Below are 18802 nucleotides of genomic sequence, written 5' to 3'. Positions count from 1 at the left end.
TTTGACTGTATTCCCCTTTCCTTATTATTTACCAGCTTTAACTGCTGATTTGATAGTGATAAGAGATTTCTTAGCACCTGGTACGTTACCTTTGATAAGGATAACGTTCTTTTCTGGAACAACTTGTACAACTTCAAGGTTTTGAATTGTTACACGGTCGCCACCCATACGTCCTGCAAGGTTTTTACCTTTGAATACGCGGTTAGGTGCAACAGGTCCCATAGAACCTGGACGACGGTGGTAACGAGAACCGTGAGCCATAGGTCCACGTGATTGTCCGTGGCGTTTGATAACACCTTGGAAACCTTTACCTTTAGATGTACCAGTTACATCAACAATGTCTCCAGCTGCGAAAGTTTCAACTGTGATTTCAGCACCAACTTCCAAGCCTTCAACGTTTTTGAATTCACGAATGAAGCGCTTAGGAGCCGTGTTAGCTTTTGCTACATGTCCTTTAGCAGGTTTGTTGCTCAATACTTCGCGTTTGTCATCGAAACCAACTTGGATAGCGTTGTATCCGTCTGTTTCAACAGTTTTAACTTGAAGAACAACGTTTGGAGTTGCTTCAATAACTGTTACAGGGATCAATTCGCCAGCTTCAGTGAAGATTTGAGTCATTCCCACTTTTTTCCCTAAGATTCCTTTTGTCATGAGAAAATAGTTCCTTTTCTATATTTTTTATTCAAAAAGTTTTTAACGAGCGTTTTTTATGCTCAAGTTATCAAGCTTTAAATTAAAGTTTGATTTCTACGTTTACACCACTTGGAAGATCCAATTTCATCAAAGCGTCAACTGTTTTTTGAGTTGGGTTAACGATATCGATCAAACGTTTGTGTGTACGCATTTCAAATTGTTCGCGAGAGTCTTTGTATTTGTGAGTCGCACGAATGATTGTGTAGAGGCTACGCTCAGTTGGAAGTGGGATTGGACCCGCAACTTGTGCACCTGTACGAGTAGCTGATTCTACGATTTTTGCAGCCGCTGTGTCAAGCGTACGGTGTTCGTAAGCTTTCAAACGGATACGGATTTTTTTGTTTGCCATCTTTTTCTCCTTTTCGTCTATTTAAGATAATAGGCTAGCTCCACAAGAAAACCGACGCGCGTTGCGTGGCAATGCAACCGAGCGTGTCGCAACCTCTTGCATCAAAGCTAAAGCTGTAATTTACAGCACCATAATAGAATAACACAAAGCCCCTGCGATTGCAAGGGTTTTGACAGGTTTTTTTAAATTTTTTATATGAAACTGTTTTCTTATTCCATTTTAATAAATTTTCATATTTAAGTGCTAGATTATCTGTCTTTTCTTCTATATAATGCTAGTTTTAATTTGAAATTTATCATCTGATTGATCTACCAAGATATCAGCTCTTGACTCGGTTTCTTTATAGTATTGTAGATACTGCTCTCGTCTTATCTGCTGACTAGTCAATATAATGGATGCATCATCATTTCTCACAGTCGTATCTCGAGCTAGACGTCTTTTTAATTCGGTCTCCTCATCTGTGTAGAAACAAACAGTTTTATCAAAGAGTTCCTTGGGTAGAAAACCCACAGACATCCCTTCGACTATCAGAATTGGTTTTGCTCCCGATAAGACCTCACTAGCCTTCCAGGGTTCCTCAATTGTTAAGATGTCCATACCCGCTTGCAGAGCAAGAATATCTCTTTGCAAACTTGCCAGCTCATGCGCTACTGGTAAACATGCTGTTACCTTTTGGTCCGGTGTTTCTTTAGGCACTACCAAATGTCGTCCCGAAGTAATATAGGGACCTGTCTCTAGTAAATTTACCTTTTCAGCATCCAATGCTTGGTATAATTCTTGGGTAAAAGTTGATTTCCCTGATGCTCCGTGACCGTAGATACCCAGCGTTTTTATTTTTCCCGACTCTATTTCAGATACTAGTCTTTCTATTAACTCTTTTTTATTCATTCTCTCTTCACCTGTTCATAGCTTTCTTTTCCATCGTTAAGCTTTTCCCAAATAACTACTTTTCCACTTTGCAGGGATTTTTTCACATCGATAATTCGTTGATTGGAAGAGCCGCGGAACTGAAGCATAAGATTACGCTTACTTTTATCATACCGTCCATCGACTAGGATATCAATCAGGGATAAAAGTTCTAGTTTATCAGGCGTCTCCAACATCATTTCTTCCCAGGTGTATCCTGTCCAAGACCAGATGTCTTTTTCTGGCAATTCTTTCCGAATGCGTTTTACAAGGGGTAAGAGAATACCTGTATTGAGGAATGGTTCTCCTCCCAGCAAGGTCAAACCTTGAACATAGGGCTGGGCTAAGTCTGCCATGATTTGTTCTTCTAACTCTGGTGTATAAGGAATTCCCGCATTAAATGACCAGGTCGCAACATTATAGCAACCTTCGCAGTGAAACATACAGCCTGCGACATAGAGAGAGTTGCGCACTCCCTCTCCATCCACAAAGTTAAAAGCCTTATAGTCAATAATACGCCCTTGACTAAGCTCCTCACTCTTCCACTCGCCTGGTTTTGGTGTATTCCATGTCATGCTTTCTACTCCAACTCTATCCAATAGCGCTCCGTTCCATTACGAACATCCTCTAACTGCCCTCCATTAGCTAAGATAACAGCTCTGCTGGCAGGATTTTCTGTGCTACAAGTCACAAGCGCTCGTTTGATATTCTTTTCTTTAGCAATTTTTAGACCTTGATGGAGAGCTTCCTTAGCATAACCTTTTCCCCTTTCAGAAGGGCGGATGGAGTAACCGATATGACCGGCATAATTCAGCAAGCCCTCATTTAGTCTCAATCGTAAATTTAAAAAACCTAAAGCATGACCTGATTCATCAAACAATACGAACTGAATTGATGGAACACGATTTTCAGGCAAGTTTATTCCCATTTCTTTATTAAGGTTAGTTTCTAGCCAATTCTCGTAAGAAAAACCCTCAGCATCCCAAAAGCCACCGTCGTGGGCTGATTGAGTCTGCTCAAACTCTGACATCATCTCTAAAATTGTTTCTTTATCTGCCAATCTTGGTCTGCGTAATATCATCTTTACCTCCAACTAAGAGAAAAGCGAGAGCGGACTCTCACTTTTTCTTATTCTTATTTAAAAATTGCTCTCTAAGGCTAGCCACTCGGTCTTTTTTATTAACTCCACCCTTTGAATGTTTTTCGTGGAATCGTTGAACCAAGGCCTTTCCCTTATCATCTAATTAATATTTTCCCATTCTATTTCTTTCTAATGCTTCAATTCACTATAATGATTATAAATCATTTCGTACTGCTCTGCCATTTTATAATCAAGCTCTTTAAATACTTCATCATCCGAGTATTTTAACTCATGAATATCAAATTTATTATATACTTTGTATTTTTCAAACAGTTCTTCTCCTTTATGTGAATTTTTCATTGCCACTAAATACAATTGAAATGATTCATTGTATTCTGCTAATATGTAAAAGTAACGATAATAACCAATTTTCTCCATTGATTCAATTGATGTGTTTAAAGGCGCCGAATGAATAACCTTGCTTCCATCCTCATCTCGAATTTCATCTGAAAAATATAAATTAATTTCACCATTTTGTATCTCCTCTCTTTTAAAAAGGAGATACGGACGTTTCGAACTACTGCTTTGAATAACATTTCCATTCTCAGATAGCAGTTTTAATTGTTGGACGCCATTTAATTCACGAATGTTTATATTGTAGTTTAACGTCTTATTTACAATCGTAAGCCCTTCAACCCCCATTATTTGAACTGGTGCATGCAACTTGGGAGGAGTCGTCTCTATGTCTGTAATCTCAATTCCATATTCTTTTCTAGCCACATTATTCGCCTCGTTTGAGAGACTATTTGCCTGTTCTGCTATAGCATTAGCCACCTTACTCAATTGATTCGATTGAGCACTGAGAACAAGCCCTATACAACCAATTAGCAACGTCTCTACTACAAACTTATAATTATTTTTTATCCAACATAATGCTCTATTTATCATCTAATTGATATTTTCCCATTCTATCTCTTTCTAATTTCTTACTTCATGTCCTGCTGTTTTAATAGTTGAACCGTTCATGTGTTTCACACGCGCAGCAATTTCCTTGTGGCGTCCATTCACCATCGGACGCGCTTGTGGGTTCCCAAGATAGCCACAGGTTCGTTTAACCACGTCTACTGTTTTAGGATCACTATTGCCACAGTTAGGACACGCAAATCCTCTCTCAGTTGGATCAAAGTCTCCTTCGAAATCACACTTGTAGCAACGATCAATCGGAGTATTTGTTCCTAGATAACCTACACGGTCATAAGCATAATCCCAAACAGCTTCCAAGGCCTTTGGATTTTGTTGAAGAACAGGATACTCACAGTAGTGGATAAATCCACCTGATGCTCCCGCTTCTGGATAAACCTTCTCGAAATCCAATTTTTCAAAAGGAGTTGGATTTTTACGGACATCATAATGGAAGGAATTTGTGTAGTACTCTTTATCCGTTATATCTGGAATAGAACCGAATTTCTCTGTATCCAGGCGACAGAAGCGGTCTGTTAAACTTTCAGATGGTGTCGAATAAATAGAGAAGTGATAGCCATATTGGTCTGACCACTCTTCTACTCGATGTTTCATGTCTCGAATGATATCAAGAGTGAATTCTTTAGCTTCTGGATTGTTTTCCCAATTGTTGCCAAAGAATACTGTTGCCACCTCATAAAGTCCAATGTAGCCAAGCGAAACAGTAGCACGGCGATTCTTAAAGAGTTGATCAACACTTTCTTCTTTCCCAAGACGACGGCCAAAAGCTCCGTATTGATAAAGAATTGGTGCATTAGCTGGAGTGGCTTCCTTGGTTCTTTCCACACGATAAACTAGAGCATCTTCAGCGATATTCATACGCTCATTGAAGATTTCCCAGAACTTGTTCAGGTCTCCTTCAGACTCGAGGGCGATACGAGGAAGATTGACTGTTACCACACCTAGGTTCATACGACCTGAATTAACTTCTACTCCATTTTCATCCTTCCATCCTTGAAGGAATGAACGACATCCCATCGGAACCTTGAAAGAACCTGTCAATTCGATAATCTTATCGTAAGACAAGACATCTGGATACATGCGCTTAGTTGCACACTCAAGGGCCAACTGCTTGATATCGTAGTTAGGTGAGCCTTCCTCCAAGTTAAGTCCTCTTTTAAGAGTGAAGATGAGTTTAGGGAAGATAGCTGTACGGTGTTCTGAACCAAGCCCCTTGATACGAATGTTTAAAATTGCCTTTTGAATTTCGCGTTCAAAACGATTGGTTCCTAATCCGAAACCAAGGGAAGTAAAGGGTGTTTGCCCATTTGAAGTGAAGAGGGTATTGATTTCATACTCCAATGATTGCATAGCATCATAGATGTCTTTTTGGGTTTTCTTCCAGGCATATTCTTCGCACTTGTCAGACAGTACCCATTCCTCTGCATCTTTGAGGTGTTTTTGGTAATTTTTTTCTGCATAAGGAGCCAAGACTTCATCAATACGGTCTGCTGAACAGCCTCCATACTGGCTTGATGCAACGTTAGCGATGATTTGCGATATCTGAGCAGTTGCAGTCTGAATAGACTTCGGACTCTCTACCTCAGCATTCCCAATCTTAAAACCATTTTCCAACATACCCTTGAAATCAATCAGACAGCAGTTGGTCATCGGGGTGTAAGGGCTATAGTCCAAATCGTGATAGTGGATATCCCCTTTTTGGTGGGCATTAGCCACATGCTTAGGAAGCATTTGAAGACCGATTGATTTCCCAACAATCCCCGCCGTCAAATCACGCTGGGTATTAAAAACATCACTATCTTTATTAGCATTCTCATTGACAACTGCCTGGTCTTTGTTGAGAAGTTTATGGATACTGAAGTTGATATCTGTTGCTTTTGAGCGCTCAAAATCCCTTTGAGTTCGGTAAGTGATATATTCCTCTGCCAAGGCATATTCTTTAGCTTCCAATAACTCATGTTCTACGATATTTTGGATTTCATAGATTTTTACACCTTGAGGAAAGCGACTATGAATCTCTTCTACAATACGTTCAACTAGAGTATTAAGACGCTTTTCTACCAAGGGGGTTACATCCATGACTTTTTCCGCAGCCTTATGAAGCGCTTTGTCAATTTTATCCACATCAAAAATGACGCGTCTACCGTCGCGTTTTTCAACGAATAAGGTTGGATCAGGGCTGATTTTCTCTTCCAATACAATCATTTCCAGGCTCTTTTCTAAAACTAGTATCTAAAAAGTATTATATCACTAAAAAAATAAAAATCAACATCTAGTGCCAAAATTCCTATTTTCATAAATTTTACACTAGATATTGATTGTTTTATTTTAATTTGTAAAGTTTAAAGTCTTTGAATTCACTTTGAACTGGTTGGTAGCTTTCTGCTAGAAGCTGTTCTACTTCCGTCCAGAGAGCTGTTTTTGTATTGACCACAATCACTTTAGCCTGGTTATCACGTAGATCATTTACCAGCTTGGTATGATTTTCAGATAAAGCTGTATGTAATTTCGGTGTTAGTAACTGACTAGCTGCTAAACGTTCACTAGTCTTATAACCATTAGCAAGATCATCCCATATATAAATACGATCGGTTGCCTGTGTTTGTCCTTTAACCGTAGTTTCCATACGAGCGCGTTCTTGATATTGTTCTGGGTGAAAGACATAGCGCGCTACTAAAGGTGCCAAGAATAGGTAAGCAAGGGCCAAGATAGGCAGGTAAGCATTTCCTTTGAGGAAAATTGCCCATACTGAAGGAGCTTCGCTATATCTTCTACGACGACTCACTCCCTCTGCATCATTGGCACGAATTCGAGTCAACAACAAAATGGACATGAAAGGAAGCAACTCAGCTAGACGACTTCCATGGATCGGTTCAGTAGAGAAAATTTCCAAGCCTAGTGATAGTACAAGAGCAAGCGCAGCAAATATAGATAAGACATATTGCTTGCTTGGTTTAGACTGGAAAAAGCCTGCAAACACCAGGGTCAATCCTCCAAGACCGATTGCTAATAATCCATAAAAGAGGAGATTATCTAGCAGACCAGGGTTGGACATGAAATTCAAACTATCAATTGGATAGAGAATTTGACTAATAGCACTCCCGAAGCTACCTTTATAAACTGTGTAGTAACCGATTGGATAAAAGAAGAGTGAAAATCCTAGACCAACCGCAAGAAATTGATAAAAGCCGCGAGCCCAGTAACCACGCCCAATATTAAAGGCTAACAAAGCAAAGAATAAGACCAGAGCATATAAAGTTGTGACTAGAGGGGCGAAGAAAAATGCTAGAGCCAAACTCATCCCGATACGCAAGAAACCTTTGTCATGATTAAATTCTGCAAAATAGGTTGTGACTAAGTTTAGGGCGTAGAATAAAAATGGAAGGGCAAGAATTGTGGCATAGCCACCACCAAAGCTAAGACCTCCAGCAAGAAGGTAAAAAATCGTCAACACTTGTCGCGACTGCTCGTCCTCTTTCGTCAAGTCATAGGTTGAACGAAAAAGAAAAATTCCAGCGCCCACTAAAGCAAGCCAATTAAATGCCGCAAATAAAAGGCTACCTTTAGCTAGATACTGTAGGAAATAATAGAGGAGACCACTCGTTCCAAAATAGTCTGTGTAGATTTCTCCTCCTTGGTGCATGGCCCATCCAATATAGAAATCCTGAGCCTGCTCTGGACTGGTCAATCCTAGCACAAAAGGAAGAACTACAGATACAAGTACCGCTAAAGTGCTCCAAATTAAGATTTTAAACAATGGTAAGCGAGCAGATTGTCGTGTTTCAAACTCTTCTCGCTCCTCTCCCCCAGCTGAATTTTCTTGATTTCCAGTCCAAGTTGGAGTTGGTTCGTCTTCTAATCTGCCATATACGTTCATTCATTCTCTCCTAGATTTTGATTTGTTCTAGTATATCAAAAAGTCTAGAGCTTGTCAGCCTGTGGTGGCCATTTGTCTAACTTTTGACAGAGATTAGCGAAGCGCTCAATCTCATAAAAACGATGATAGGAAGCATTTTTATAGTGGTCTAAAAAATTTTTTTCTTCTACTGTCAGCATGGTCATTCCTCCTTTTCTCTTTATTCGAAAAAAGAGGACGATTCTATCAAAAAAGCTGAATTCCCAAAAGAGAATTCAGCACTTTGTCTTTATACTCTTCGAAAATCAAATTCAAACCACGTCAGCGTCGCCTTACCGTACTCAAGTACAGCTTGCGGCTAGCTTCCTAGTTTGCTCTTTGATTTTCATTGAGTATTAGTCAGCCTTTTTTTCTAAGTTTTTTGAAATGCTTCGATTTTTACCTTCCAGATACACCATCAAAATAGAAATATCTGCTGGGTTTACTCCCGAAATACGGCTGGCTTGACCGATGGTTTCTGGATTGATGAGCTTGAACTTCTGGCGAGCCTCTGTCGCAATGGAGTCAATATCATCCCAGTCGATGTTGGCTGGAATCCGTTTTTCTTCCATGCGTTTCATCTTAGCAACCTGATCCATGGCTTTTGAGATGTATCCTTCGTACTTGATTTCCGTTTCAATCAATTCGATAATCTTGTCATCCAATTCTTCAGCGGCAGGCCCAATGAAAGCTACCACGTCTTGGTAAGAGACTTCCGGACGACGGAGGAATTCCTTGGCGGTCACGGCATCAGTCAATGGCTTGAAGCCCATTGCTTCAACCTTAGCATTGGTTTCCTTGACTGGTTTAAGTTTGATGCTGTCTAGGCGCTTCATTTCATTCTCAAATTGATTTTTCTTGATTTCAAAACGAGCCCAGCGCTCATCATCCACAAGACCAATCTCGCGTCCCATCTCAGTCAAACGCATATCGGCATTGTCATGACGGAGGATGAGACGGTATTCAGCACGACTGGTCAAGAGACGGTAAGGTTCAATAGTTCCCTTGGTCACCAAGTCATCAATCATGACCCCGATATAGCCGTCACTTCTCTTCAAAATCAACTCAGGCTTGCCTTGGATTTTCAGAGCCGCATTGATACCAGCGATAATCCCTTGGCCTGCTGCTTCTTCGTAACCTGACGTTCCATTTGTCTGACCAGCAGTGAAAAGTCCAGAGATTTTCTTGGTCTCTAGAGTTGCACGCAACTGATGAGGCAAGACCATGTCATACTCAATAGCATAACCTGTACGCATCATCTCTGCATTTTCCAAACCTTTGATAGAATGAACCAGCTCACGTTGGACATCCTCAGGAAGACTGGTTGAAAGCCCTTGAACATAAACTTCCTCTGTATTGCGACCTTCTGGCTCAAGGAAGAGTTGGTGACGTTCCTTATCCGCAAAGCGAACAATCTTATCCTCAATCGATGGACAGTAACGAGGCCCCACTCCCTTGACCACACCTGTAAACATAGGCGCACGGTGGAGGTTGTTTTGGATAATCTCATGGCTGGTACCATTGGTATAAGTCAACCAGCATGGAACTTGGTCCTTGACATAATCTTCGTCACGTGAAGTATATGAGAAGTGATTTGGTGTTTCGTCTCCTGGCTGAATCTCTGTCACATCGTAGTTGATAGAAGAAGCCTTGACACGTGGAGGTGTTCCTGTCTTGAAACGACCGATTTCAAGACCAAGTTCCTTAAGGTTATCAGCAAGGTTAATCGAAGCTAGGCTGTGGTTTGGACCTGATGAGTACTTGAGATCTCCGATGATGATTTCCCCACGGAGGGCTGTCCCTGTAGTCACAATTACAGCCTTAGCAGCATATTCTTGATGAGTTGCCGTACGCACACCGACAACCTTGCCATCCTCCACCAAAATCTCATCAATCATGGTTTGACGAAGGGTTAGATTTTCTTGATTTTCAACCGTCCTGCGCATTTCCTTAGAGTAGAGCTCCTTGTCAGCTTGCGCACGAAGGGCACGAACAGCTGGACCTTTCCCAGTGTTAAGCATCTTCATCTGGATGTAAGTCTTGTCAATGGTCTTGGCCATTTCACCACCAAGAGCGTCGACTTCGCGCACGACAATCCCCTTGGCAGAACCACCAATGGATGGATTACATGGCATGAAAGCCAACATTTCAATGTTGATAGTCGCAAGCAAGACCTTGCAGCCCATACGGCTGGCAGCCAAGGAAGCCTCAACCCCAGCGTGTCCCGCACCGATTACAATAATATCGTATTCTTCTGTAAAATTATAAGTCATTTTTTAACCTTTCAAAAATTTCTCGCAAATAAGGAACTAACTTCTCCTCCTCTAGAGCTTGATCCATGGTAACCCATTTAAAGTGCGTATGCTCTTCAGGATCTAATCTGATAATTGGCTTCTCCCCAACCCACTCTGCTTTATAAACTAAGCGAGTAAAGACAGTATCCTTTGAGGTATCCAGTTGACTATCTTCGTGAAGAAGTTTGAGCGAACTGCTGTCTAGCCTAACTCCCGCTTCTTCAATACATTCTCTAAGAGCTCCATCTCGCGGAAGTTCACCCTTTTCAACCCCGCCACCAGGAATATCCCAGTAAGTCGGATAAACGTTGGGTTGTCCTCTTTTAATTTCCGAACGCTGAATGAGCAAATAATCACCACCACTATGAACAAGCACATGGGCAATAAGCTTAACCATCATTTTCTCTCCTATTCGTTAAGATGGATGTGTCGTAATTGTCCGTCCCAATTTGGTAGGGCTGTTTTTAAAAAGGCTGGAACCAGCTGGATATTCTGGAGCTGATCCAAGTCAATCCACTCGCAGGGCTGCATTTTCTCATCTTCCTGCATGGTCAATGGAGCATCTTCAAGCAAGTCTACCAGATAATGAAGCTCGATGTTGTGATAGGAAACACCGTCTTGTTCAAAGCGATTTTCAACCACGAAAGCTAGCTGCCCAGCTTGAGCTCGGATACCTAATTCTTCCCTCACTTCACGAACTACCGCGTCTTCCGTGCTTTCATTGACTTGAATCGCGCCGCCAATAGTATAATACTTGCCCTTGTCTTTGGTAACTAGGAGCTTGCGATTTTGAAGAATCAAGGCTGTCGCCCGAACACCAAAAACCGTATTGTCTACTTTTGTCCGAAAGTCTTGTTGAGTCATTTTTGTCCTTTCCTCTAAACGACACAAAAACAGTCAAAACTCCAAAGAAGTGCAGGACAAAAAGCCTGCAACATCCATGAGCTTTGACCATCATTTCTATTGCTTTTATTATTGTAGCAAATTGAGAAAATTTGTCAATCTAAATGTACTGACAAACCTTGCCATCACGGTAGGCATTGTCAATCAAACCGCCACCGAGACATTCTTCACCATCATAAAAGACAACTGCTTGTCCTGGTGTAATGGCGCGCTGAGGTTCTGCAAAGATGACTTCAGCCTTGTCTCCTTTGACATGAACCGTCACCTTCGAGTCTGGCTGACGGTAGCGGAATTTAGCCGTACATTCGAGCGTAAATTCCTCTGGCATGTCACGAGTAAAGTGGACTTGACTAGCCTCTAAACTGGTTGACATGAGCGAATCATGGTAGAAACCTTGACCGACATAGAGGATATTTTTGCTCAGGTCTTTTCCGACAACAAACCAAGGGGCATTGTCACCACCGTGTTGACCACCGATACCGAGTCCGCCACGCTGACCGATCGTATAGTACATCAGACCAGCATGCTCACCCATATCGCGACCATCCACAGTCATCATGCGACCAGGCTGAGCTGGTAAGTAGTTGCTGAGAAATTCTTTAAAGTTCTTTTCTCCGATAAAGCAAATCCCTGTTGAGTCTTTCTTCTTAGCAGTCGCAAGGCCTGCTTCTTCTGCTAGTCTGCGAACTTCAGGCTTTTCCAAATGTCCCAAAGGGAACATGGTCTTTTGGAGTTGTTCTTGTGAAAGTTGGCTGAGGAAATAGGTCTGATCCTTGCCATTGTCCACGCCACGAAGCATGTGAACGATGCCATCCTCATCACGCGCCACACGGGCATAGTGACCAGTCGCCACATAGTCTGCCCCCAAGGTCATGGCATAGTCCAAAAAGGCCTTAAACTTGATTTCCTTATTACACATAACATCTGGATTTGGCGTGCGTCCTGCACGGTATTCCGCTAGGAAATACTCAAAAACGCGGTCCCAGTACTCTTTTTCAAAGTTGACAGAGTAGTAAGGAATGCCCAGTTGGTCTGCCACCGCAGCCACATCCTTGTAATCTTCGGTCGCCGTACAGACGCCGTTTTCATCTGTGTCATCCCAGTTCTTCATGAAGATACCGATCACATCGTAGCCCTGCTCCTTAAGCAAAAGAGCCGTCACTGACGAATCGACACCACCACTCATCCCCACGACAACACGTGTTTTAGAGTTATCACTCATGGTAGTTCTCCCATCTATTCGTTTATTCACGATTGAAGGTCGTGTGTGCTTCACGATTGAAGGTCGTTTGAGCAGTTTTCATTATAACATGCTTGGTTGGAGAAGACAAGGAAGAGGCTGATAATCTACCAAGCTCTAGCATAAGACACTTTTTCATTCCAAACTATTCTTTATAGAAAAAACACCTATAAATTCGTGCAATAGTTAAAATACAAACAAATATAATTCCCAAAATAGATAACACTATTTTCATAAAACTCATTTCAGAACCTATAACATATATATGAAAAAGAGGGGCTAGTCCTACACATAGAGACAATAGATAACTAATAAATCTTATCTCACCAATTCCTGCAAAAAAATGTTTCATTTTAAATATCCCAATTTTACCTTCCATCTTTATAATCCACAAGCAAATCAATTGACTTCTCTTTTTTGAAAAATCTTGATAGCAAATTTACTCCACTTAAAGCCACTAAGATTTCAATCGTCAGAATTTCTCCAAGAAAAAATGCAAACTGACAAAATTCCTGCTAAAATACTATCCTCCCAGCAAATAGAGAGTCATCAAAAATAAAATAACCGAAATTGGCAGGAAAGCAGCTCGATTTGTTTTACAAAAAATGGCATAACAAAGACTACCTATCGAAAACGACAGAATAACTTCAATAGTTATCTTTAGAACAGGATAATATATATTTTTAATAAAAAGAATTAAAAGGATAAAAAATACCAATGAACAAAGAACGGATTTGATATAAAATTTTAAATGAATCATAATTTATTTTTTAGATTCTACCTACTATAGATAAAATCACCTTTCTTATTTTCTTCTCATGATATCCACTTTAATGTCTTGATTAGAACTTCTGTGAATACAAATATGGTAAATTAAAAATCAGGATTCTAACTAAAAGCAATTGATGAAATAAGCAAATCTTACAGCAAATTAAATTTATCCAGAAGCTCTCATGTAATGATTTTAAATCCTAATGAATCTAACCAATGCAGATTTTATTTTGACAGTAGTTCTATAACAACTCTAAATAACACTGGGGTTGCTAGAATCAAAATAACCCCTGCCACAAAGACAATGATTACCCGAAATAGATCTTTATTTTTACGCATTGAAACAACCTCCAATCTATTATTTTCTAGCTACATGATACCTCTTATTTACTTTCTATATTCTTATGATACAATATATTTAATAGAATTCTATTTACTGTTAACTTTTTTCACGAAAAGGAGGAAATCATGCGCTATGATTTCGGGAAAGTATATAAAGACATACGTGAGTCAAAAGGATTGACACAAGAAGAGGTCTGTGGAAATGGCCTTTCAAGAACCAGCCTTTCCAAGTTTGAAAGTGGCAAGGCAACTCCCAAATATGAAAACATGGAGTTTCTTCTCCGTCAAATCAATATGAGTTTTGAAGAGTTTGAATACATCTGCCATCTCTATCAGCCAAGCCAGCGAACAGAAATCATGCAAACCTATCTCAATACGAGTTCCATCTTTGGTACCAGTAGTCTAGTCAACTTATTTGAAACATGCCAAGACTATCTCAAGGTCCATCACGATCTCCCTATAGAGGAAATCAGAGATATGCTGGAAGTTGTTATTTATATCCGTCAACATGGAACAGGACAGCTTTCAATCCAAGTGGAACAAACGGTCAAAAAGCTTTGGGAAAAAATTGAAAAACAAGATACATGGTATGAAGGTGACCTAAAAATCCTCAATACCATACTTTTTAGCTTTCCCATCGAACACCTCCACCTCATCACTGAACAAATCTTGCAGCGCTTGGAAGAATATAAAAACTATCGACATTTATATGAATTACGAATGACAATCCTACTCAATCTGTCCACCATTTACTTGTACAATCAAGATAAAAATACCTGTCAACAAATCTGCTACACCTTACTAGAGGATGCCAAGAAAAAGAAAAGATACGATATTTTAGCTATCGCCTATGTTCGAATAGGTATTTGTACTAGTAATGATCATCTTATTCAAAAGGGCTTCTCCCTTCTGGAGTTAACTAATGAAACCTCAATGCTATCTCACCTCAAAAAGGAAGTAGAGACCTGTTATCAAGCAAAGGAAATATAAAAAAGTCGAGGAAATCCCTCGACTTTTGCATCTTATTCTGCTAGTTAGTTCTTAGTACCAACCGTTGTTAAGCCAGAAGTTCTTAGCAGCTGCCCATGAACCGTAACGTCCTGCAACGTAAGCATCTGCTACACGTTCTTGGTTTTCAGCTGAGTAGTCACCGTTCAAGTATGAATCTGTCAATTGGTAACGTCCGATGTAACGTCCGTTTGTAGCTGTGTAGCTACCACCTGATTCTTTTTGAGCGATCCATTCTTTAGCTTCTGCTTCAGATCCGCTGACGGTTGAAGTTGATGCTGAAGTTTCTTCTGCTACAGTTACACTTGCTGCTGGTGCTTCATAAGTTGTTGTTTCAGTAGCTGCAGGTGCTGCTACTGGAGCTTCTGCTGTCGTAGTTGCAGTTGCTGGTGCTTCACCATCAATAACCAATACTTGGTCTACATAGATCAAATGAATATCTTTAATCTTATTTTTTTCTGCCAATTTTTCAACAGTTGTATTGTATTTTTCAGCGATTCCTGATAGAGTGTCACCTGATTTTACTGTGTAAGTTGTTGTTTCTTGTGCAAAAGTAAGTGATGGTGCAAGGAAAGCAAGCGCTGCTGCTACTCCTACAAGTCCTGTTTTAATTTTGTTAGTTGTTGATTTCATATTAAAAGATTCTCCTTCTTTCTTATATTTCCATCATACCCTACTATTATTACTGTTTCTTGACGGTTTTATGTAGAAATGTTACAAGACTATGTTTTATTTCACTTAAATAGCCTCTTTTTGTTACAAAAGGCTTGATTTTATAGGCTTTATGGGGATTTTAGATATTTTATCATGGAATTGAGCGCTTGCATCTAATCTTTGATATAATAGAGTTAAGAATCTTTTTAAGGGGAAACAGATGCAATCACTTCGTTTTCAATCTGTCTTTGATATCATTGGGCCAGTCATGATTGGCCCATCTAGTAGTCACACGGCAGGAGCTGTTCGTATCGGTAAAATCGTCTCTTCTATCTTTGACGATACTCCAACCGAGGTCGAGTTCCAGCTTTTTAATTCTTTTGCAAAAACCTATCGCGGGCACGGAACTGATCTCGCCCTGGTCGCTGGAATCTTAGGAATGGACACAGATGATCCAGAAATTCCAAATAGTTTAGAAATTGCCCACAAGCGTGGCATCAAAATTGTCTGGACCATCCAGAAAGACAGTAACGCCCCTCACCCAAATACTACGAAAATCACTGTTAAGAATGAGCACAAGACCATCAGTGTGACAGGAATTTCAATCGGTGGTGGAAATATCCAGGTAACAGAGCTCAATGGCTTTGCCGTATCCCTCAACATGAACACTCCTACCATTATCATCGTTCATCAGGATGTTCCTGGTATGATTGCTCACGTAACAGAGGCCCTCTCTCGCTTTGACATTAACATCGCCCAAATGAATGTAACCCGAGAAAAAGCTGGTGAGAAAGCCATTATGATTATTGAAGTTGATAGCCGCAACTGTGATGAATCTATCGAAGAGATTCGTAAAATTCCTCATTTGCATAATGTCAATTTCTTTCAATAGGAGAAAATATGTTTTATTCTATCAAAGAATTAGTCGAACAAGCCGAACTTGATTTTCAAGGAAATGTTGCTGAACTCATGATTACGACCGAGTTTGAGCTAACAGGTCGTGAACGAGAAGAAGTTCTCCTTCTCATGGAGCGCAACCTTGAAGTCATGAAAGCTTCAGTTGAGCTTGGTCTTAGTGAAAAAAAATCTCGTAGTGGTTTGACAGGTGGTGACGCTGCCAAGCTTGACCACTACATCAAAAAAGGAAAGACCCTATCAGACTTCACTGTCTTGTCTGCAGCCCGTAATGCTATCGCCGTTAATGAACACAATGCCAAGATGGGACTGGTCTGTGCAACACCTACTGCTGGTAGTGCAGGCTGCCTTCCAGCCGTTCTCACTGCTGCTATTCAAAAGTTGGATTTAACTCATGAACAACAACTAGACTTCTTATTCGCTGCAGGTGCTTTTGGACTCGTGATTGCTAACAACGCTTCTATCTCGGGAGCCGAAGGTGGCTGCCAGGCCGAAGTCGGTTCAGCTTCAGCCATGAGTGCCGCTGCCCTAACTCTAGCTGCAGGCGGAACACCTTATCAAGCGAGCCAGGCTATCGCCTTCGTTATCAAAAACATGCTCGGCCTAATCTGTGACCCCGTTGCAGGTTTGGTTGAAGTTCCTTGTGTCAAGCGGAATGCCATGGGAGCAAGTTTTGCCTTCATCGCAGCCGATATGGCTCTGGCTGGTATCGAATCAAAAATTCCAGTTGATGAGGTCATTGACGCCATGTATCAAGTAGGATCTAGCTTACCAACTGCCTTTCGTGAAACTGCTGAAGGGGGGCTCGCTGCCACACCTACAGGTCGTCGCCTTCAAAAAGAAATCTTCGGCGAATAATTTCATCATTTTGAGGAGAATCAATGTCATCTATATCTGCTATCTTTTTTGACTTAGATGGAACGCTAGTTGATAGTTCTATCGGTATCCATAATGGTTTCACCTATACCTTTGACCAACTTGGAGTTTCTAGTCCTGGTGCCAAAACCATTCGAGGTTTTATGGGACCTCCACTAGAAACCAGCTTTGCTAGTTGTTTACCAGCTGAGCAGATAGAGGAAGCCATCCAGCTCTATCGTTCTTATTATAAGGAAAAGGGTGTTTACGAAGCCCAACTCTTTCCACATATCAAAGATTTACTTGTAGAACTAGCTGAGCATTATCCTCTTTATATCACTACTACGAAGAATACACCAACCGCAGTTGATATGACTAGCAATTTTGGGATTGACCACTTCTTTGATGGCATTTATGGTTCAAGCCCTCAAGCCCTACACAAGGCTGATGTCATTCGTCAGGCTCTGGAAACTCATCATCTAGCGCCCGAAACAGTCATTATTATCGGAGATACCAAGTTTGATATGATTGGTGCCCAAGAAACTGGCATTAAAAAACTAGCGGTAACCTGGGGATTCGGTGAGGAGAAAGACCTCATGGGCTATAATCCTGACTGGATTGCTCACCACCCGGCAGACATTTTACAGCATCTACAATTAAAACGTTAAACAAAAGACTCCCAGCCTAAAAGTTAGGTTTGGGAGCTTTTTGTCTGATCATAATGAGGAGAATGACATTCCCCGTACTCGTCCAATTATTCAAAAGGGGAAACTTCTTCGCTTTCAACTTCTTTAGATCTATTGATTGTTACTATTTCTACTTCCTTACTTGGCATGGCTAGCAGAACTAAAAGAGCAATACCACCCATTGGAACGAAGTAAAGGAAGATGAAAGCCCAGTGAAGGCCTGCATCTCTTAGCCGACGAACTTTTACAGCAAGACTTGGTGTAAAGAACACTATACCTAAAATCATATAAATACTTATGATTGCTACTCCTAAAATAGGATCTGTTTCTCCAGCATCATTCCAGGCCATTTGAAAATAGAATATATACAGGGGTAGGAACAAAATATTATTCATCAGCCAAACCCACCAATATTCTGGACGTGTTGAACGGCCTGTAAAATCTACATAACCTTTAAAGAAATTTTTATATGCCTGAATCATAAGTTACTCCTAATTGTTTAGTTGTATATTTTAGTCTATCAGATACTGCTAGAAATCACAAATATTTACAAAATAAAACACTCCTCAATCCACAAATGGATATGGGAGTGTTAGTGATTTACCTACTAGTAGGAAGAATGCTAGTCAGCTAAATAGATGGTAAAGTTTGACTATCCTATTTGTTGTCTGGTTCTTCGAAAGGTGAAACTTCCACAACTTCTTCAACTTCTTCAGCTTTATTAAGGATTACTACCTCTACTTCCTTGCTTGGCATAGCTAACAAGACTAGTAAAGCAATTCCTCCAACCATTGGGATAAAGCCAACGAAAATGAGTGCCCAATGGAAACCAGCGTCACGGAGACGACGAACTGTCAACGCAAGCCAAGGCAAGAAAAGTGCCAGACCAAAAATCATGTAAATAATAGCAAGGCCACCCAAGGCAAGAAAAGCACCCTCGCTTCCTTCGCTAAATATAACATTAAAGTATGCTGAGTAGAGAGGGATAAGAAGTAGTATGTTTGTTAACCAAACCCACCAAAACTCTGAACGTGTTGAACGGCCTGTAAAATCTACATAACCTTTAAAGAAATTCTTATAAGCGTTAATCATAAGTTACTCCTAATTTTTTATTTACTATATCTATTCAATAACAAGTTTGTTCAAAAAACTCTGAAAGTCTCTCCAAATCTAGAAAAAAGATACTATCCCTTCCCTCCTGTCAAAAAGAATTCTAGGGATAATACCTT

General features: G+C 40.5%; 22 protein-coding genes. 4 read left to right on the top strand and 18 right to left on the bottom strand.

Features of this window, described 5'->3' with window-relative positions; translation table 11 throughout:
* Positions 1-24 precede the first annotated feature (24 nt).
* The 15 genes from rplC to QM928_RS04000 all read right to left on the bottom strand — a co-directional run bounded on the left by rplC (position 25) and on the right by QM928_RS04000 (position 12694).
* A complete protein-coding gene (rplC, locus tag QM928_RS04070; protein WP_004251088.1) occupies positions 25-651 on the bottom strand; it encodes a 50S ribosomal protein L3 in 627 nt (208 codons plus the stop codon).
* An 82-nt stretch (positions 652-733) separates the two neighbouring features.
* Positions 734-1042, bottom strand: a complete 309-nt coding sequence (gene rpsJ, locus QM928_RS04065) for a 30S ribosomal protein S10 (RefSeq protein ID WP_001284513.1) — start codon at positions 1040-1042, stop codon at positions 734-736.
* A gap of 264 nt (positions 1043-1306) precedes the next feature.
* Positions 1307-1930 (bottom strand): uridine kinase family protein, encoded by a 624-nt coding sequence (locus QM928_RS04060; protein WP_414294577.1) that lies wholly within the window; start codon positions 1928-1930, stop codon positions 1307-1309.
* Entirely contained in the window at positions 1927-2523 is a 597-nt protein-coding gene (gene nrdG, locus QM928_RS04055) for an anaerobic ribonucleoside-triphosphate reductase activating protein (RefSeq protein WP_414294576.1), read from the bottom strand. Before nrdG ends, QM928_RS04060 begins: the two co-directional genes overlap by 4 nt.
* Positions 2524-2528: 5 nt before the next feature.
* Complete coding sequence (locus QM928_RS04050) at positions 2529-3029, bottom strand: GNAT family N-acetyltransferase (protein ID WP_414294575.1); 501 nt, start codon at positions 3027-3029, stop codon at positions 2529-2531.
* Positions 3030-3218: 189 nt separating this feature from the next.
* A complete protein-coding gene (locus QM928_RS04045; protein ID WP_414294574.1) occupies positions 3219-3977 on the bottom strand; it encodes a hypothetical protein in 759 nt (252 codons plus the stop codon).
* A gap of 30 nt (positions 3978-4007) precedes the next feature.
* Positions 4008-6215, bottom strand: a complete 2208-nt coding sequence (gene nrdD / locus QM928_RS04040; RefSeq protein ID WP_414294573.1) for an anaerobic ribonucleoside-triphosphate reductase — start codon at positions 6213-6215, stop codon at positions 4008-4010.
* A 118-nt stretch (positions 6216-6333) separates the two neighbouring features.
* Positions 6334-7887, bottom strand: coding sequence for a damage-inducible protein CinA (locus QM928_RS04035; RefSeq protein WP_414294572.1), 1554 nt, complete (start codon positions 7885-7887; stop codon positions 6334-6336).
* Between the two features lie 44 nt (positions 7888-7931).
* Positions 7932-8066: a hypothetical protein gene (locus QM928_RS04030; protein ID WP_000958549.1), complete on the bottom strand. Its 135-nt coding sequence runs from the start codon at positions 8064-8066 to the stop codon at positions 7932-7934.
* A 195-nt stretch (positions 8067-8261) separates the two neighbouring features.
* Positions 8262-10178 carry a tRNA uridine-5-carboxymethylaminomethyl(34) synthesis enzyme MnmG gene (gene mnmG / locus QM928_RS04025; RefSeq protein WP_414294571.1) on the bottom strand — a complete coding sequence of 639 codons (1917 nt, stop codon included), beginning with the start codon at positions 10176-10178 and terminating at the stop codon, positions 8262-8264.
* Positions 10168-10599: an NUDIX hydrolase gene (locus tag QM928_RS04020; protein ID WP_414289231.1), complete on the bottom strand. Its 432-nt coding sequence runs from the start codon at positions 10597-10599 to the stop codon at positions 10168-10170. Before QM928_RS04020 ends, mnmG begins: the two co-directional genes overlap by 11 nt.
* Before the next feature lie 8 nt (positions 10600-10607).
* On the bottom strand, positions 10608-11063 hold the full coding sequence (locus QM928_RS04015; protein ID WP_414294570.1) for an NUDIX hydrolase: 456 nt from the start codon (positions 11061-11063) through the stop codon (positions 10608-10610).
* Between the two features lie 139 nt (positions 11064-11202).
* Entirely contained in the window at positions 11203-12324 is a 1122-nt protein-coding gene (gene mnmA / locus QM928_RS04010) for a tRNA 2-thiouridine(34) synthase MnmA (RefSeq protein ID WP_070677838.1), read from the bottom strand.
* Between the two features lie 22 nt (positions 12325-12346).
* Entirely contained in the window at positions 12347-12481 is a 135-nt protein-coding gene (locus QM928_RS04005; RefSeq protein ID WP_315640935.1) for a hypothetical protein, read from the bottom strand.
* 6 nt (positions 12482-12487) lie between these two features.
* Positions 12488-12694, bottom strand: coding sequence for a hypothetical protein (locus tag QM928_RS04000; RefSeq protein ID WP_315640896.1), 207 nt, complete (start codon positions 12692-12694; stop codon positions 12488-12490).
* 887 nt (positions 12695-13581) lie between these two features.
* Here QM928_RS04000 and QM928_RS03995 point away from each other — a divergent pair.
* Positions 13582-14445 (top strand): helix-turn-helix domain-containing protein, encoded by an 864-nt coding sequence (locus tag QM928_RS03995; protein WP_414294569.1) that lies wholly within the window; start codon positions 13582-13584, stop codon positions 14443-14445.
* Between the two features lie 51 nt (positions 14446-14496).
* On the opposite strand, the gene QM928_RS03990 is transcribed toward QM928_RS03995, so the two are convergent.
* On the bottom strand, positions 14497-15096 hold the full coding sequence (locus QM928_RS03990; RefSeq protein ID WP_414294568.1) for a LysM peptidoglycan-binding domain-containing protein: 600 nt from the start codon (positions 15094-15096) through the stop codon (positions 14497-14499).
* 241 nt (positions 15097-15337) lie between these two features.
* Here QM928_RS03990 and sdaAB point away from each other — a divergent pair, with 241 nt between their 5' ends.
* The 3 genes from sdaAB to QM928_RS03975 are packed head-to-tail and all read left to right on the top strand — an operon-like array spanning position 15338 to position 17555.
* On the top strand, positions 15338-16009 hold the full coding sequence (gene sdaAB, locus QM928_RS03985; protein ID WP_001191178.1) for an L-serine ammonia-lyase, iron-sulfur-dependent subunit beta: 672 nt from the start codon (positions 15338-15340) through the stop codon (positions 16007-16009).
* A gap of 8 nt (positions 16010-16017) precedes the next feature.
* Complete coding sequence (gene sdaAA / locus QM928_RS03980; RefSeq protein ID WP_045762454.1) at positions 16018-16890, top strand: L-serine ammonia-lyase, iron-sulfur-dependent, subunit alpha; 873 nt, start codon at positions 16018-16020, stop codon at positions 16888-16890.
* 23 nt (positions 16891-16913) lie between these two features.
* Positions 16914-17555, top strand: a complete 642-nt coding sequence (locus QM928_RS03975) for an HAD hydrolase-like protein (RefSeq protein WP_371608067.1) — start codon at positions 16914-16916, stop codon at positions 17553-17555.
* 86 nt (positions 17556-17641) lie between these two features.
* On the opposite strand, the gene QM928_RS03970 is transcribed toward QM928_RS03975, so the two are convergent.
* Positions 17642-18055 carry a DUF805 domain-containing protein gene (locus QM928_RS03970; RefSeq protein WP_371608068.1) on the bottom strand — a complete coding sequence of 138 codons (414 nt, stop codon included), beginning with the start codon at positions 18053-18055 and terminating at the stop codon, positions 17642-17644.
* A 175-nt stretch (positions 18056-18230) separates the two neighbouring features.
* Positions 18231-18665, bottom strand: coding sequence for a DUF805 domain-containing protein (locus tag QM928_RS03965; RefSeq protein ID WP_414273487.1), 435 nt, complete (start codon positions 18663-18665; stop codon positions 18231-18233).
* Between the last annotated feature and the right edge of the window lie 137 nt (positions 18666-18802).

This window comes from Streptococcus infantis, from assembly GCF_047460405.1.
GTDB classification, from domain to species: domain Bacteria; phylum Bacillota; class Bacilli; order Lactobacillales; family Streptococcaceae; genus Streptococcus; species Streptococcus infantis_Q.
The sequence above is the reverse complement of the archived record's forward strand: the minus strand, read 5'-3'. Positions and strand labels throughout refer to the sequence as shown.

Excerpts from the sequence above, each read along its gene's own strand:
- rplC (WP_004251088.1), bottom strand. The coding sequence starts at position 651 with ATGACAAAAGGAATCTTAGGGAAAAAAGTGGGAATGACTCAAATCTTC.
- rpsJ (WP_001284513.1), bottom strand. The coding sequence starts at position 1,042 with ATGGCAAACAAAAAAATCCGTATCCGTTTGAAAGCTTACGAACACCGT.
- QM928_RS04060 (WP_414294577.1), bottom strand. The coding sequence starts at position 1,930 with ATGAATAAAAAAGAGTTAATAGAAAGACTAGTATCTGAAATAGAGTCG.
- nrdG (WP_414294576.1), bottom strand. The coding sequence starts at position 2,523 with ATGACATGGAATACACCAAAACCAGGCGAGTGGAAGAGTGAGGAGCTT.
- QM928_RS04050 (WP_414294575.1), bottom strand. The coding sequence starts at position 3,029 with ATGATATTACGCAGACCAAGATTGGCAGATAAAGAAACAATTTTAGAG.
- QM928_RS04045 (WP_414294574.1), bottom strand. The coding sequence starts at position 3,977 with ATGATAAATAGAGCATTATGTTGGATAAAAAATAATTATAAGTTTGTA.
- nrdD (WP_414294573.1), bottom strand. The coding sequence starts at position 6,215 with ATGATTGTATTGGAAGAGAAAATCAGCCCTGATCCAACCTTATTCGTT.
- QM928_RS04035 (WP_414294572.1), bottom strand. The coding sequence starts at position 7,887 with ATGAACGTATATGGCAGATTAGAAGACGAACCAACTCCAACTTGGACT.
- QM928_RS04030 (WP_000958549.1), bottom strand. The coding sequence starts at position 8,066 with ATGCTGACAGTAGAAGAAAAAAATTTTTTAGACCACTATAAAAATGCT.
- mnmG (WP_414294571.1), bottom strand. The coding sequence starts at position 10,178 with ATGACTTATAATTTTACAGAAGAATACGATATTATTGTAATCGGTGCG.
- QM928_RS04020 (WP_414289231.1), bottom strand. The coding sequence starts at position 10,599 with ATGATGGTTAAGCTTATTGCCCATGTGCTTGTTCATAGTGGTGGTGAT.
- QM928_RS04015 (WP_414294570.1), bottom strand. The coding sequence starts at position 11,063 with ATGACTCAACAAGACTTTCGGACAAAAGTAGACAATACGGTTTTTGGT.
- mnmA (WP_070677838.1), bottom strand. The coding sequence starts at position 12,324 with ATGAGTGATAACTCTAAAACACGTGTTGTCGTGGGGATGAGTGGTGGT.
- QM928_RS04005 (WP_315640935.1), bottom strand. The coding sequence starts at position 12,481 with ATGAAAAAGTGTCTTATGCTAGAGCTTGGTAGATTATCAGCCTCTTCC.
- QM928_RS04000 (WP_315640896.1), bottom strand. The coding sequence starts at position 12,694 with ATGAAACATTTTTTTGCAGGAATTGGTGAGATAAGATTTATTAGTTAT.
- QM928_RS03995 (WP_414294569.1), top strand. The coding sequence starts at position 13,582 with ATGCGCTATGATTTCGGGAAAGTATATAAAGACATACGTGAGTCAAAA.
- QM928_RS03990 (WP_414294568.1), bottom strand. The coding sequence starts at position 15,096 with ATGAAATCAACAACTAACAAAATTAAAACAGGACTTGTAGGAGTAGCA.
- sdaAB (WP_001191178.1), top strand. The coding sequence starts at position 15,338 with ATGCAATCACTTCGTTTTCAATCTGTCTTTGATATCATTGGGCCAGTC.
- sdaAA (WP_045762454.1), top strand. The coding sequence starts at position 16,018 with ATGTTTTATTCTATCAAAGAATTAGTCGAACAAGCCGAACTTGATTTT.
- QM928_RS03975 (WP_371608067.1), top strand. The coding sequence starts at position 16,914 with ATGTCATCTATATCTGCTATCTTTTTTGACTTAGATGGAACGCTAGTT.
- QM928_RS03970 (WP_371608068.1), bottom strand. The coding sequence starts at position 18,055 with ATGATTCAGGCATATAAAAATTTCTTTAAAGGTTATGTAGATTTTACA.
- QM928_RS03965 (WP_414273487.1), bottom strand. The coding sequence starts at position 18,665 with ATGATTAACGCTTATAAGAATTTCTTTAAAGGTTATGTAGATTTTACA.